This window comes from Acidovorax sp. Root219 (assembly GCF_001428665.1).
GTDB lineage: Bacteria > Pseudomonadota > Gammaproteobacteria > Burkholderiales > Burkholderiaceae_C > Acidovorax.
The window spans coordinates 183,051-196,070 of sequence record NZ_LMIJ01000001.1 but is presented as its reverse complement, the minus strand read 5'-3'; the positions used below and the strand labels follow the sequence as shown (position 1 = coordinate 196,070).

Annotated in this window: 14 protein-coding genes and 1 riboswitch; of the genes, 9 read left to right on the top strand and 5 right to left on the bottom strand. The window is 68.2% G+C overall.

All coding sequences use genetic code 11. The features are described 5' to 3' along the window. Window positions 1–25: 25 nt before the first annotated feature. A complete protein-coding gene (locus tag ASE28_RS00910; RefSeq protein WP_057263861.1) occupies window positions 26–844 on the bottom strand; it encodes a helix-turn-helix domain-containing protein in 819 nt (272 codons plus the stop codon). Between the two features lie 86 nt (window positions 845–930). On the opposite strand from ASE28_RS00910, the gene ASE28_RS00905 reads away from it, so the two are divergent. Together ASE28_RS00905 and ASE28_RS00900 are read left to right on the top strand one after the other, a co-directional pair. Further along, on the top strand, window positions 931–1,965 hold the full coding sequence (locus tag ASE28_RS00905) for an NAD(P)-dependent alcohol dehydrogenase (protein ID WP_057263859.1): 1,035 nt from the start codon (window positions 931–933) through the stop codon (window positions 1,963–1,965). After that, window positions 1,950–2,327, top strand: coding sequence for a hypothetical protein (locus tag ASE28_RS00900; RefSeq protein ID WP_057206339.1), 378 nt, complete (start codon window positions 1,950–1,952; stop codon window positions 2,325–2,327). The genes ASE28_RS00905 and ASE28_RS00900 overlap by 16 nt, the downstream gene beginning before the upstream one ends. A gap of 81 nt (window positions 2,328–2,408) precedes the next feature. Here the strand turns inward: ASE28_RS00900 and ASE28_RS00895 are convergent, their stop codons facing one another. The 4 genes from ASE28_RS00895 to ASE28_RS00880 all read right to left on the bottom strand — a co-directional run bounded on the left by ASE28_RS00895 (window position 2,409) and on the right by ASE28_RS00880 (window position 4,937). Then, window positions 2,409–3,224, bottom strand: a complete 816-nt coding sequence (locus ASE28_RS00895; protein WP_057206337.1) for a sulfite exporter TauE/SafE family protein — start codon at window positions 3,222–3,224, stop codon at window positions 2,409–2,411. A gap of 94 nt (window positions 3,225–3,318) precedes the next feature. Continuing rightward, window positions 3,319–3,906: an ankyrin repeat domain-containing protein gene (locus ASE28_RS00890; RefSeq protein ID WP_082607803.1), complete on the bottom strand. Its 588-nt coding sequence runs from the start codon at window positions 3,904–3,906 to the stop codon at window positions 3,319–3,321. Window positions 3,907–4,299: 393 nt separating this feature from the next. Next, on the bottom strand, window positions 4,300–4,716 hold the full coding sequence (locus ASE28_RS00885; protein ID WP_057263855.1) for a cell division protein ZapA: 417 nt from the start codon (window positions 4,714–4,716) through the stop codon (window positions 4,300–4,302). Then, on the bottom strand, window positions 4,713–4,937 hold the full coding sequence (locus ASE28_RS00880; protein ID WP_007858570.1) for a hypothetical protein: 225 nt from the start codon (window positions 4,935–4,937) through the stop codon (window positions 4,713–4,715). Before ASE28_RS00880 ends, ASE28_RS00885 begins: the two co-directional genes overlap by 4 nt. A gap of 36 nt (window positions 4,938–4,973) precedes the next feature. Next, a riboswitch (cobalamin riboswitch) is annotated at window positions 4,974–5,213 on the top strand. 86 nt (window positions 5,214–5,299) lie between these two features. Between ASE28_RS00880 and ASE28_RS00875 the strand changes: the two genes are divergently transcribed. The 7 genes from ASE28_RS00875 to ASE28_RS00845 are packed head-to-tail and all read left to right on the top strand — an operon-like array spanning window position 5,300 to window position 12,634. Further along, complete coding sequence (locus ASE28_RS00875) at window positions 5,300–7,189, top strand: TonB-dependent receptor domain-containing protein (protein WP_057263853.1); 1,890 nt, start codon at window positions 5,300–5,302, stop codon at window positions 7,187–7,189. Between the two features lie 43 nt (window positions 7,190–7,232). Further along, the gene (locus ASE28_RS00870) at window positions 7,233–8,600 is read left to right on the top strand and encodes a cobyrinate a,c-diamide synthase (protein ID WP_057263851.1); all 1,368 of its coding nucleotides are present in this window, start codon (window positions 7,233–7,235) and stop codon (window positions 8,598–8,600) included. Then, window positions 8,597–9,202 carry a bifunctional adenosylcobinamide kinase/adenosylcobinamide-phosphate guanylyltransferase gene (locus ASE28_RS00865; protein WP_057263849.1) on the top strand — a complete coding sequence of 202 codons (606 nt, stop codon included), beginning with the start codon at window positions 8,597–8,599 and terminating at the stop codon, window positions 9,200–9,202. Before ASE28_RS00870 ends, ASE28_RS00865 begins: the two co-directional genes overlap by 4 nt. Then, window positions 9,199–10,098, top strand: coding sequence for an ABC transporter substrate-binding protein (locus ASE28_RS00860; protein ID WP_057263847.1), 900 nt, complete (start codon window positions 9,199–9,201; stop codon window positions 10,096–10,098). Before ASE28_RS00865 ends, ASE28_RS00860 begins: the two co-directional genes overlap by 4 nt. Then, entirely contained in the window at window positions 10,095–11,135 is a 1,041-nt protein-coding gene (locus ASE28_RS00855; protein WP_057263844.1) for an iron ABC transporter permease, read from the top strand. Before ASE28_RS00860 ends, ASE28_RS00855 begins: the two co-directional genes overlap by 4 nt. Then, entirely contained in the window at window positions 11,132–11,905 is a 774-nt protein-coding gene (locus ASE28_RS00850) for an ABC transporter ATP-binding protein (RefSeq protein ID WP_057263842.1), read from the top strand. The genes ASE28_RS00855 and ASE28_RS00850 overlap by 4 nt, the downstream gene beginning before the upstream one ends. Window positions 11,906–11,956: 51 nt before the next feature. Next, the gene (locus tag ASE28_RS00845) at window positions 11,957–12,634 is read left to right on the top strand and encodes an energy-coupling factor ABC transporter permease (protein WP_057263840.1); all 678 of its coding nucleotides are present in this window, start codon (window positions 11,957–11,959) and stop codon (window positions 12,632–12,634) included. The last annotated feature ends 386 nt before the right edge of the window (window positions 12,635–13,020 follow it).

Below are 13,020 nucleotides of genomic sequence, written 5' to 3'. Positions count from 1 at the left end.
GCAGTGGTGCAAGCAATCGACCTTCTCAGCCCGCAAGCCTGCTTGCCAGGGGCGGGCGTTCGGCAAGTACGGTCCGCGTCGCTGCATCGGCTGGAAACAATGTCTCGATCCGCATCTCCTGCAACGTTACGTCTTGCGCCGTGCCTATGGTGGCAATGGTGGTGAAAAGATTGAGCTCGATGCTGTCTCGTTTCAAGTTCAATCCTGAGATCAGTGGCAGTGTCTCGACCGGCAGGCGCGGCTCGCCCAGAGCCTTGAGTACGGGATCGATCTCCATCAGCAGTTCGTCGTCGCGTTGCTCGCGCACATGCGCGCTGCCCAAATCGCGACGCAGGCGGCCCAGTACCTTGCGCTGCACTTCCTCCAGGTTCCGGATGAAGCCCCGCATGCCTTCGGTGCGCATGACCAGCTGCGCCATGTTGACGGGTGCTGCACACTTGCCGGCATCGGCGGTGAAGGTGGCCAGCACCCACCTTCCTGCTGCGTTCGCGTCGACCACGTCGTAACAGCGATTGACGATGAAGGTGGGATTGGGCTCCATGGCCTGAAGTACGAACTGCAGCGCGTCGCGCACGGGTCCGAGTGTGAGTCCGTCCATTGGCGTTTCGGTATAGAGCGGCGCGAAGCCGGCAGCAGCCAGCAGCTGGTTTCGCGCGCGCAGGGGCAGGTCCATGGCTTTCGTCAGCACCGCCACCATCTCGCGACTGGGGCGGGCCTTGCCGGTTTCCAGGTAGCTCACGTGGCGTGTGGAGACGCCCGCAGCCAACGCCAGATCCATCTGGCTTTGCCCGCGCATGGCACGCCATGATTTGAGTTGCGGGCCAAAATGCGATGCAGTCTTCATGGCTCCAAGAATAACGTTTCGTTTCGTGGCGGCAATAACCTGCGACGTTATCGACAGCCCAGGTAGCGGGCCTAAGAATGCACCCCATGCAAACTTATTTCCTCCACCCCAACGGCATCTCGGCGCAGGAGCGCGAGGTGCCCACGCCAGGCCCCAGCGACATTGTTGTGCGCGTCAAGGCCGCATCACTCAACAAGCGCGACTTGTTCATCCAGGCGGGCACGTACCCCATCGCCGCGAGGTCCGGCGTGGTGCCGCTATCGGACGGCGCGGGGGAGGTGGTAGCCGTGGGCGGGCATGTCAAACGCTTTTCTATCGGCGACCGCGTGGCGGGCAATTATTTCGCGCGCTGGAAGAGTGGTCCCATCGGCTACGACGTGTTTGACCAGCTGGGTTGCACGCTCGACGGCATGCTTGCCGAGTACACAGTACTGCATGAAGAGTGGGCCGTGCGCGTGCCCGCTCACTTGACATGGCTAGAGGCCGCCACGCTGCCTTGCGCCGGGGTTACGGCGTGGAACTGTGTCGCAGGCGCCGTACCCATTGTGGCGGGGCAGACGGTGCTCGTGTTGGGCTCGGGTGGCGTCTCGTTGTTCGCGCTGCAGCTGGCCAAGGCCATGGGTGCGCGGGTGCTCGCCACCACTTCCAGCGACGAGAAGGGCCATCGGCTCAAGGCACTGGGTGCGGATGCAGTCATCAACTACTGCCATGAGCCCGAGTGGGGCAAGGCGGTGCGCGCGGTCACCGGCGGCGCGGGGGTGGACTTGGTGGTGGAGACTTTCGGGGCTGACACCATTGAGCAGTCCATTCGTGCGGTGGGCCTGCATGGCCAGGTGATGCTGTTGATCGCGCGCGGCGTGCACAAGGCGAACATCGAGATCTCCTCGCAGGCCTACGGCGCCAGCATGGCCACCATCCGCCGCGTGTTCGTCGGCAATCGCGACAGCTTCGAGGCGATGAACCGGGCCCTCACGGAGCACCAGATACGGCCCGTCATCGACAGCGTATTCCCATTCGCGCAAGCCCAAGAGGCGTACCGCCACTTCGAGCGCGGCCAGTCGTTCGGCAAGGTCGTCATTTCCATGGAAGCCACCGGGAGAGATTCATGCAGCAGCCACTAGACAGTTTCATTGCCGAGTACCTGGCCATGTGGCACGAACCCGATGCCCCACGGCGGCGGGCGATCGTGGAGCGGCTGTGGGCACCCGGGGCCGAGAACATCACCCGCAATTTCACCGCCCGAGGCCTGGGCGAGATCGCCGCGCGCGTGGACAGGGCCCACATGGAGTGGGTGCACCAGCGCGACTTCATCTTTCGCTCCCGCGGCAATGCCGATAGCCACAACCACCTTGTCAAATTCCATTGGGAGATGCTGCCCCGCGTGGGAGGCCCAATTGAAGCGCGCGGGCTGGACCTGCTGGTACTGGACGAGGCAGGGCGGATCCGCTCGCTCTACCAGTTTGCAGAGCAGCTTGCCGCGTAGACCAGGCGCGGACCAAAGCCGCCGCAGAGGGCTCGAAGGAGGCGTTTTTGCGGGCCGCACGGCATCAATCGGCGCTGGCCCTCAGATACTTGAGAGGCCTTTGTAGAGCATGTACGCGGCCAGGCAGAACAGCAGGCTGGCGAATACGCGCTTGAGCTGCTTGACCGGCAGGTTGTGTGCAGCCTTGGCGCCCAGCGGTGCGGTGAGCACGCTGCACACCGCGATCACGGCCAGGCCGGGCAGCCAGATGTAGCCCAGCGAGGCGGGCGGCAGGTTCTGCACCGTCTGCCCGCTGACGGCATAGCCCACCACGTTGGCCAGCGCGATCGGAAAGCCCAGTGCGGCGCTGGTGGCCACGGCATTGTGGATGGCCACGTTGCACCAGGTCATGAAGGGCACGCTCACGAAGCCGCCGCCGGCACCCACCAGGCCCGACAGGAAACCGATCACCCCACCCGCGGCCAGTTGCCCGCCGGTGCCCGGCATCTGGCGCGTGGGCGCGGGCTTCTTGTCCAGCAGCATCTGGCTGGCCGAGAAGCTCACGAACAGCGCGAAGAAGATCGCCAGCGACGAGCCCTTGAGCAGCGCGAAGATGCCCAGGCTGGCCGCGAAGCCGCCGATCACGATGCCCGGCGCCAGGCGCTGGACGATGTCCCAGCGCACCGCACCGCGCTTGTGGTGCGCGCGCACGCTGGAGATGGAGGTGAAGACGATGGTGGCCATCGAGGTGGCGATGGCCATCTTCACTGCCAGGTCCGGCGCGACTTCGCGCGCGCCCAGGATGTAGGTCAGGAAGGGCACCATCAGCATGCCGCCGCCAATGCCCAGCAGCCCCGCGAGAAAGCCCGTGCACAGGCCGAGGACGCCGAGTTCAACGATCAGGAGGGGGTCGAGCATGGGGAGGTGGCAGATGGAAATGGAGGGGGCGGGAAGGTGCGGCAATGCGGCAGGAATTGTAGAGCGCGGGGCTTGCCGGGCCGCAGGGGTCTGGCTACTTCGCCTTGCGTGGCTGCGCTCCGTGGCGACGCAGCAGCGCCACCTTCCCGCGCTCCTGCCTCGTGAGCGCCACATCCAGCGGTGTTTCGCCAGCCTTGTTGGCCGCATTCGGGTTGGCGCCCAGCTTGAGCAACTGCGCCATCACGTCCTGCATCTCCGGGTGCTCGGTGGCGGAATGCAGCGGGGTGTTGCCGCCGTGGTCGCGGGCCTCGATTTTTGCGCCTGCTTGCACCAGCAGTTTTGCCATCTCCGGGTAGGCGGCCAAATGCAGCGGCGTGGTGCCTTCGCGGTTGGCCGCATTCACGTTGGCGCCGCGCGCGATCAGCAGGCGGGCCATGGCGGTGTGCTCTTCGCCGGCCACGCCGTGCAGCGGCGTAAAGCCTGCGGCGTCCCCCTGGTTCACGCTGGCTGGGTCGCGGGCCAGGAGCCGTTCCACCGCAGCGCGGTCATTGAACACGGCGGCGTCGTACAGCGTGGCGCGGTGCACTGACTTGGCGGCACCGGTCTGGGGCAGCACGGGCAACGCGATCATGGCAAGCACGCAGCAGCAGACTGCCTGGCGGATGGTGGATCGGGTTTGCATGGATGGGGGTGGAAGACCTGGAGCGGTGGAACAGTTTGTTGGCAGGATGCAGGCGAATGCAGGGCCGAAAAAAATGGCTGCCGGATCGCTCCGGCAGCCATTTCGGGAATAGGTGTCTGCGGTATTGCTACCGGACCCTCATCCTGAACCGGGGGTTCAGGTGGGCGAGGGCAGCCAGGTGTTGGGTTCATCTGACGCGAGATGATCACGCTCCCCTGGCGATGTACCAAGCCCGTGCTCGTTGAGCATTGGTTCAAGGAAATATAAGACCCGGCGGCACCGCAGACACGTTTATTGTAGACGCTGAAAATGCCCTTTGCAGCCGTTAGGCGATGTAAAGAAAATCTCCAGAATGTGTGCCGCTGATAGCGTGCGGCGCGGCGCTTTCTGGCCTTACAGCAGCCGACCGTCTTCGCCCAGGGCCTGGTCCAGGCGCTGCACCAGGCTTTGCAGGCGCAGGGCCTCGTCCGCATCGGGTGGCAGCAGCGATTCCTGCACGCCGCTGGCGCTGCGCTGCGGCGGGGGCGCCGGCATGTCGTCGCCCATCGCCATGGGGGTGGCCATGGGCACGGGGTGGGGGTGGTCGGCCGCCTCGGCGAGGTCGGCGGCTTCGCGGTCGGCGATCTCGAAGGCGAGGTTCAGGGCGGCCAGCACCGCGATGCGTTCACGGGCACGCACCTTGCCGGCATCGCGGATGCGGGTCATGGCGGTGTCCACGCGCTCCACGGCATCGAGCAGCCGGCTCTCGTGCCCCTCGGGGCAACTGAGCAGGTAGCTTTGCTGCAGGATCTGCACCTCGATTTGCTTCATGCGGCGTCTTTCGCGGGAGGGGCCTGGGGCAGGCGCTCGAGCAGGGCGTCCACGCGCGAGCGCGCTGCGCTCAGGCGGGATTTGAGGGAGTCGCGCTCCTGGGTGAGTGCGGCCACCTGCTCGGACAGCAGGGCGTTGGTGCGCTGCAGTTCGGCGTGGCGCACCAGCAGGCGCTCCACGCGCTCGGCGATCTGGTCAGTGGTCGATGGTGTTGTTGCCATACAGCCACCGATTGTAGGACGGCGGGTTGTAAACGGTCGTAAAATCACCGGGTTGGTGCTCGCGGTGTGGTTCACATGCTGCAGTTCAACGGGAAGCAGGGAGGTGGCGCCACGCATGGCGCGCCGAGCCTGCGCTGCCCCCGCAACGGTCAGCGGACGAAGCCTTCGGGCTTCTCTCTCCAGCCACATGCCACTGGGTGCCTTGAACAAGCACCTGGGAAGGCGTTGGGGAGTGTTCCGCCAGCCCGGATACCGGCCAACACGGTGGTTGCATGCGCCCTGGATTGCAGGGCACGCGCAGCCGTATCACCCATTTCGCTGGCGGGAGGCCGGCACGGGTTTGTTTGCTGACGATTCGCCCCATGAAAATCCGTACCCCCCGTGCGTGCCTTGCTGCGTCCATCGCCAAGCCCCTGTGCCTGCGTCCCGCCCTGGTGGCGTTGGCTGTGCTCGGTGCCTGCGCCGCCCAGGCCCAGCAGGCCGGTGCCAATGGCGCTGTGCTGCTGGCGCAGAATCTGCGCGCGCCTTCGCTGAGCGAAACTGTGGTGACCGCAACGCGCACGCCGCAGCCCCTGTCCGACCTGGTGGCCGACGTGACCGTGATCGACCGCCAGACCATCGAGACCAGCGGCGCCACGGGCCTGGCCGACGTGCTGGCACGCGTGCCCGGTATCGAGATCTCGCGCAACGGCGGGCCCGGCACCACCACCGGCGTGTTCCTGCGCGGCGCGGAGTCGCGCTTCACGGCCGTCTACATCGACGGTGTGCGCATGGACTCGCAATCCACCGGCGGCGCGGCGTGGGAGTCGATCCCGCTGGCGCAGATCGATCGCATCGAAGTGCTGCGCGGCCCGGCCGGCGCGGTGTATGGCTCCGACGCCATGGGCGGCGTGGTGCAGATCTTCACCAAGCGCGGCGAGCAGGGCGTGGCGCCCTACGTGGGCATCGGTTTTGGCAACCACGGCACACGCAAGGCCGAGGCCGGCGTGAGCGGTGCCAGCGGCACCATCGACTACGCCTTGGGCATCGCACGCGAGGAGAGCAAGGGCTTCAACGCCCGCACCGTCGCCACGCAGAACCCCGACCGCGACGGCTATGAGAGCACCTCGGCCAGCGCCCGCGTGGGCCTGCAGGTCAACGCTACTCACCGGCTGGAAGCCACGCTGCTCGCCAACGACCTGGACAGTGGCTACGACAGCGGCCTTGGCAAGGACGACCGCAACCAGCACCAGCTGCACGCCCTGGGCCTGAACTGGCAGGCGCAGTGGACCCCGCAGTACAAGACGCGCGTGCAGATCACCGACTCGCGCGACGAGTACCAGACCACCCCTGCCTTCTACCTGACCGAAACGCGGCTGCGCGGCTACCTGTTCCAGAACGAATGGCGCCAGGGCCCGCACCTGGTGACGGCAGCGCTGGAGCGCCGTGAAGACCGCCTGGACAACGCCCCCATAGACCGCAAGCGCTCGCAGGACGCGCTGGCGCTGGGCTACGGCTATACCGCCGGTGCCCACACGCTGCAGGCCAATGTGCGCCACGACTCGGACAGCGAGTTCGGCGGCAAGGGCACGGGCAGCCTGGCCTATGGCTACACCTTTGCACCGCAGTGGCGCGCCACGGCATCGGTGGGCACGGCCTTCCGCGCCCCCACGCTGTACCACCGCTTCAGCGAATACGGCACGGGCAGCCTGAACCCCGAGAGCAGCCGCAACGCCGAGCTGGGCCTGCGCTGGGCGCAGGCTTCGAGCAGCTTCTCGGTGACTGCCTACCGCAACCGCGTGCAGGACCTGATCGTCTTCGGCCCCGCCGGGCGCTGCCCCTCCACGCAAGGTTGCTATGCGAACGTGGCGCGTGCCGAGTACAAGGGTGTGACCTTCGCAGGCTCCTACCGCCTGGGCAGCGTGCAGCTGCGCGGCTCGCTGGACCTGCAGAACCCGCGCGACCTCGATACCGGCAAGATGCTGGCGCGCCGCGCCAAGCGCCACGGCACCCTGGGCGCCGACACGCAGCTGGCCGGCTGGACCGTGGGCGCCGAGGTGCAGGCCTCGGGCCGCCGTTTCGACACCGTGGCCAACACCTTTGTGCTGGGCGGCTACAGCCTGTTCAACCTGTACGCCAGCACGCGCATCGCACGCGACTTCACGCTGATGGCGCGGCTCGATAACGCGGCCGACAAGAACTATGAGCTGGCCCGTACCTACGCCACCCCCGGCCGTGCGGTCTATGTGGGCGTGAAGTGGGCGCCGCAGTAAGCGCAAGCACAACGAGAGAGAGCAGGGAAGGGAAGCAAGAAGAATGGTCACCCCGGCACGCTGTCCGGCGATATTGATCGCCGCCCCGGCATCCGGCCAGGGCAAGACCACCGTCACCGCGGCCCTGGCGCGCCTGCATGCGCGCCAGGGCCGGCGGGTGCGGGTGTTCAAGTGCGGCCCCGATTTCCTCGACCCGCACTGGCACCAGCTCGCCAGCGGTGCACCCGTGCACCAGCTCGACCTGTGGATGAATGGCGAGGCCGATTGCGCGCAGCGCCTGTACGAGGCCGCGCAAGAGAGCGACCTGGTCCTGATCGAAGGCGTGATGGGCCTCTTTGACGGCACGCCGAGCGCGGCCGACCTCGCGCAGCGCTTTGGCGTGCCTGTGCTCGCGGTGATCGATGCCGCCGCCATGGCCGGCACCTTCGGCGCACTGGCCTTTGGCCTGCGCCACTACCGCGCGGGCCTGCCCTGGGCTGGCGTGCTGGCCAACCGCGTGGGGTCGGCACGCCATGCCGACATGCTGCGCGATGGCCTGCAGGATGCCGACGACTGGATGGGCGCGCTGATGCGCGTGGCGCCCGGCGATGTCGCCACCAAGGCATCGGCACCGCTGCTGCCCGAGCGCCACCTGGGCCTGGTGGTGGCGCATGAGCTGCACGATGCCATGCAGCGCCTGGATGCCGCAGCCGATGCGCTGGCGGCCACTCTGCTCGGCCAGATGACCCTGGATGATCTGCAGCGCTGGGCGGTGGATTTCCCCGCGCCCGCAGCGGTCGTGCCTGTGCCCGCGTTGCTGGCTGGCCGCACCGTGGCCGTGGGCCGCGACGAGGCCTTCTGCTTCATCTACGCGGCCAACCTGCAGTGCCTCGCGCAGATGGGCGCCCAGGTGGTGTTCTTCTCGCCGCTGCACGATGCCGCGCTGCCCGCCTGCGAAGCCGTATGGCTGCCCGGCGGCTACCCCGAACTGCATTCCGCCACCATCGCAGCCAATACCGCCATGCAGGCCAGCCTGCGCGCCCATGTGGCTGCGGCCAAGCCCGTGTGGGCAGAATGCGGGGGCATGATGGCCCTGTTCGAATCGATCACTTTGGCCGATGGCGCGCAGCAGCCGCTATGGGGCCTGCTGCCCGGCCGCGTGGCCATGCAAAAGCGGCTGGCCGCGCTGGGCCCGCAGCACCTCACGGTGGCGGGGCACACGCTGCGCGGCCACACCTTCCATTACTCCACCGCCCAGACCACGGTGCCCGTGGTGGGTCGCACAGCGCGCCCTGATGTGGCGCCTGCGCCCGATGCCGGTGAGGCGCTGTACCGCCAGGGCAGCATCCACGCGAGCTACTTCCACGCCTGGTTTGCATCCGCCCCCGCAGCGGTGGCGCACTTGCTGGGCGAGGAGGGCGTGCCCGCATGACGACCCTGCCATCCACCATCACCACCGAATTCATCCTCGGCGGCCAGAAGAGCGGCAAGTCGCGCCGAGCCGAGCTGATCGCGCGCGACTGGCTGGCCCGCTCGCCCGCGCACCGTGCCGTGCTGGTCGCCACGGCCCAGCCCTGGGACGAGGAGATGCGCCAGCGCATCGCCCGCCACCAGCGCGACCGCGCAGAGCGCGCGCCCGGCCTCGCCACTCTGGAAGAACCGCGCGACCTAGCTGGCGCATTGCGCCAGCTCGGCAGTGCCGACACGCTGGTCGTGGTCGACTGCCTGACCCTGTGGCTCACCAACTGGACCATGCCGGCGGGCGCCGAGACCATGGGCCGTGAGGACCGCGACGCCCTGGACAGCGACTGGGCGGCCCAGCGCCAGCACTTCTTCACCGCATTGCAGCAAGCCCCCGGCCCCGTGGTTATGGTGGGCAACGAAATCGGCCTGGGGGTCATCCCCCTGGGGCGCGAGGTGCGGGCCTTCGTCGATGCGCTGGGCGCGCTGAACCAGCAGGTGGCCGAGGCGTGCCCGCGCGTGACGCTGATGGCGGCCGGCCTGCCATTGGCATTGAAGGAGCCGCGCGGATGACCCCGACCCCCGTGCGCCGCATCCTCTGGGTGATCGCCATCATCGTGGTGCTGGGCCTGCTCATGGCGGGGCTGGCGCAGGCGCAGCCCGTGCAGGTGACGGACGACCGCGGCCGCGTGGTGTCGCTGCCCCAGCCGCCGCAGCGCATCGTGACGCTGCTGCCCTCGCTGACCGAGAGCGTCTGCGAGCTCGACCAATGCCACCGCCTGGTGGGGGTGGACCGCTATTCCAACTGGCCTGAGTCGGTGAACAGGCTGCCCAAGCTGGGCGGCGGGATCGACCCGAGCATCGAGGCCATCGTCGCCGTGAAGCCCGATGTGGTGCTGCTGGCCATGAGCTCGCGCGCCAGCGAGCGCCTGGAGGCCCTGGGCCTGAAGGTCGTGGTGCTGGAGCCCAAGACCCATGCCGACGTGCGCCGTGTGCTCGGCGTGGTGGGCCAGGTGCTGGGTGTGCCGAAGGCTGAGGGCGCCGACCGGCTGTGGCGCGTGATCGATGCGGCCGTGCAGGCAGCGGCCCAGTCGCTGCCGCCCAAGGCGCGTGGCACGCGCGTGTACTTCGAGGTGAGCCGCGGGCCGTATGCGGCCAGTGAGTCCTCCTTCATCGGCGAGACACTGACCCGCCTGGGCGCGCGCAATGTGGTGCCCGCATCGCTCGGCCCCTTCCCCCGGTTGAACCCCGAGTACGTGGTGCGCGCCAACCCCGATGTGATCATGATCGGCAACCGCAGCATGCAGGCCATGGTGCCGTACCCCGGCTGGGCCAGCATGCGCGCCATCCGCGATGACCGCATCTGCGTGTTCGGCCCCGGCGACTCCGACGTGGTGGTGCGCCCCGGCCCGCGCATGGCCGAGGCCGCGCGCATCATGGCGCGCTGCCTGACCGAAAAGGCACGATGACTGCTGCTGAAAAAGCCTTCCTGATCCCCTCGGCTGCGGGCCGGCGCCGCGCAGCCTGGTGCGCGCTGTGGCTGCTGCTGGCCAGCCTGGTCCTGCTGGTGCTGGGCATCGCCGTAGGCAGCACGGGGCTGGAGAGCCTGGTGCACATGGGCGACGACCCGGTGGCCCGCCAGATCGTGTGGGACATCCGCCTGCCCCGCACCCTGGGCGCCTGGCTGGCCGGTGCGCTGCTGGGCCTGGCCGGCGCGGTGGCGCAGGGCCTGTTCCGCAACCCGCTGGCCGACCCGTACCTGCTGGGCAGCGCCTCGGGCGCGGCGTTGGGCGGCGCGGTGGCCATGGCCATGTTCGGCGTATCGCCCGTGGCCGCGCAGTGGATGGCGCGCATCGGCATCACCGGCATGGCCTTTCTCGGTGCTGCCGGGGCCGTGGTGCTCACGCTGGTGCTGGCCAAGGGCGTGCAGCACACGCTGCGCCTGCTGCTGGCCGGCGTCATCGTGGGCGTGGTGCTGGGTGCCCTGCGCGACCTGGTCGAGCTGGCCTCGCCCGACATCCTGCAGGCCATGCAGGCCTTCATCCTGGGCAGCACGGCCTTTGTCGGCTGGATCGCCTGCGCGCTGATGGGCGCGGCCTGGGCGCTGTGCGCGCTGCTGGCCTGGGTGCTGGCGCGCGCGCTCGACGGCCTCACGCTGGGCGAGTCCACCGCCGCCAGCCTGGGCCTGCCGCTCGGGCCCATGCGTGCCGGCCTGGTGGCCGCCATGGCGCTGGCCACCGGCACCGCCGTGGCGCAGACCGGGCTGATCGCTTTTGTCGGCCTGGCGGCGCCGCACCTGGTGCGCTCCATGGTGCGCGTGACGCACGAGCGGCACATTTTGCTGTCCAGCCTCATGGGCGCGGTGCTGCTGCTGGCCGCCGACATCCTGGCGCGCTGGATGCTGGCGCCGCAGGAGCTGCCCGTGGGCGTGCTCACCGCGGCGCTGGGCGGCACCTACCTGCTGTGGCTGATGCACCGGCGCACCGCGCACGGGGGCGGCCTGTGAAGGGCATTGCGCTCAGCGCCCACCACATCACCGCGCGCGTGGGCGGGGTACAGGTGCTGCACGGCATCGACCTGCACCTGCCCGAGGGCCGCTGGACGAGCATCGTCGGGCCCAACGGCGCGGGCAAGTCCACCTTGCTCAAGGTGCTGGCCGGCCTGTTGCCGCGCGGCCATGTCGATGGCCATGTGGCGCTGCTCGGCCGCATGCTCAGCCAGGTGCCGGCCCGTGAGCGCGCCCGCCAGCTGTCATGGCTGGGCCAGAACGAGGGCTCGGCCGACGATCTGACGAGCTACGACGTGGCCATGCTCGGCCGCCTGCCGCACCAGCCCTGGCTGGCCCCGCCGTCGCCCGCCGACCATGCCGCCGTGGAGCAGGCCCTGCGCACGACCCAGGCCTGGGACTGGCGCGACCGCCCCCTGTCGCAGCTCTCAGGCGGCGAGCGCCAGCGCGTGCTGCTGGCCCGCGCCTTGGCCGTGCAGGCCCAGGTGCTGCTGATGGACGAACCCCTGGCCAACCTCGACCCGCCGCACCAGACCGACTGGCTGCACACCGTGCGTGCCCTGGTCGCTGCCGGCAACACAGTGGTCAGCGTGCTGCATGAGGTGTCGCTGGCCCTGCAGGCCGACGATCTGGTGGTGATGGCCCAGGGCCGCATCACCCACCAGGGGGGTTGTGATGAGCCTGTCACCCACCGCGCGCTGGAAGCCGTTTTCGACAACCGCATCGCGGTGCACGCGCTGCTGGGGCAGTGGGTGGCCTTGCCGCGCTGATCGCTGTTTTTGTTTTCTCTCTTTCATTTGTTTTAACCAAGGAGCCGTGCCATGCACATCGAACCCGGGCTGGTGGATACCACCAAGATCTTCCTGAGCTATGCCACGGGCGCCACGGCGCTGCTGTACGCCGGCAAGCTGGCGCTCGACATGGTGAAGAAAGAGGGCCCCTTGGCCCTGCTGGCACGCTCGGTCTTCACGATCGCGCTGGTGTTTGCGTTCTTCGAGTTGCTGCCGCACCACCCGGTGGGGGTGTCCGAGGTGCATCTGATCCTGGGCACCACCTTGCTGCTGCTGTTCGGCGCTGCGCCGGCGGCCATCGGCTTGGCGGGCGGGTTGTTGATCCAGAGCGTGTTCTTTGCGCAGCAGGATCTGCCGCAGTACGGGATGAATGTCACCACCTTGCTGGTGCCGTTGTTCGCGACGGCGGCGATTGCCAAGCGCATCGTGCCGGAAAGCATGGCGTATGTGGACATGACGTATGCGCAGACGTTCAAGTTGTCGGTGGCGTACCAGGGTGGGATCGTGATGTGGGTGGCTTTCTGGGCGATCTACGGTGCGGGTGTTGGCTCTGCGAATCTGGAGAGCATTGCGACGTTCGGGGCTGCTTACATGACGGTGGTGTTGCTGGAGCCTTTGGTGGATCTGGGCGTGTTGGCGGCTGCCAAGGCGTTGCGTCGTCTGGAAGGTTCTTCTTTCGTTGAGCGGCGGTTGCACCAGGCGGCTTGAGTTTTCTTGTGGTTGGTTCTGTTTCTTTGCTAGGGGCGCAGGCCGGGTCTCAGCCTGGCGGCTGCAGGTCATTCGATGGGCTGGTCGCTCTGGTGACGGAGTGTCTGTGCCTGGCGCGGGAGCCGGGATGTGCGCCCGGCGGCGCAGTAACTTTCTTTTGCGTCGCCAAAAGAAAGTCACCAAAGAAAAGGCGACCCCACAGCCCGTGTCCCCGCTCGCCCGATGGGCGAACGGGGCAACCTGCGATGCTCGGGCCTGGGGTGGTGCCGCAGAACTCGCTGCGTTCGGCCTGCGGCCAANNNNCAGATCACGAAGTGCGTGTGTCCTGCGGCACACGCACCCACCCCAGGCCCTGCGCTTCTCGGCACGGTCAGCATGGGGTGGGC

Bases quoted from the DNA above. Each gene is read 5' to 3' on its own strand.
- ASE28_RS00880 (WP_007858570.1), bottom strand. From the start codon at position 4,937: ATGGCAACAACACCATCGACCACTGACCAGATCGCCGAGCGCGTGGAG.
- ASE28_RS00845 (WP_057263840.1), top strand. From the start codon at position 11,957: ATGCACATCGAACCCGGGCTGGTGGATACCACCAAGATCTTCCTGAGC.
- ASE28_RS00855 (WP_057263844.1), top strand. From the start codon at position 10,095: ATGACTGCTGCTGAAAAAGCCTTCCTGATCCCCTCGGCTGCGGGCCGG.
- ASE28_RS00865 (WP_057263849.1), top strand. From the start codon at position 8,597: ATGACGACCCTGCCATCCACCATCACCACCGAATTCATCCTCGGCGGC.
- ASE28_RS00910 (WP_057263861.1), bottom strand. From the start codon at position 844: ATGAAGACTGCATCGCATTTTGGCCCGCAACTCAAATCATGGCGTGCC.
- ASE28_RS00895 (WP_057206337.1), bottom strand. From the start codon at position 3,224: ATGCTCGACCCCCTCCTGATCGTTGAACTCGGCGTCCTCGGCCTGTGC.
- ASE28_RS00860 (WP_057263847.1), top strand. From the start codon at position 9,199: ATGACCCCGACCCCCGTGCGCCGCATCCTCTGGGTGATCGCCATCATC.
- ASE28_RS00870 (WP_057263851.1), top strand. From the start codon at position 7,233: ATGGTCACCCCGGCACGCTGTCCGGCGATATTGATCGCCGCCCCGGCA.
- ASE28_RS00890 (WP_082607803.1), bottom strand. From the start codon at position 3,906: ATGCAAACCCGATCCACCATCCGCCAGGCAGTCTGCTGCTGCGTGCTT.
- ASE28_RS00905 (WP_057263859.1), top strand. From the start codon at position 931: ATGCAAACTTATTTCCTCCACCCCAACGGCATCTCGGCGCAGGAGCGC.
- ASE28_RS00900 (WP_057206339.1), top strand. From the start codon at position 1,950: ATGCAGCAGCCACTAGACAGTTTCATTGCCGAGTACCTGGCCATGTGG.
- ASE28_RS00885 (WP_057263855.1), bottom strand. From the start codon at position 4,716: ATGAAGCAAATCGAGGTGCAGATCCTGCAGCAAAGCTACCTGCTCAGT.
- ASE28_RS00875 (WP_057263853.1), top strand. From the start codon at position 5,300: ATGAAAATCCGTACCCCCCGTGCGTGCCTTGCTGCGTCCATCGCCAAG.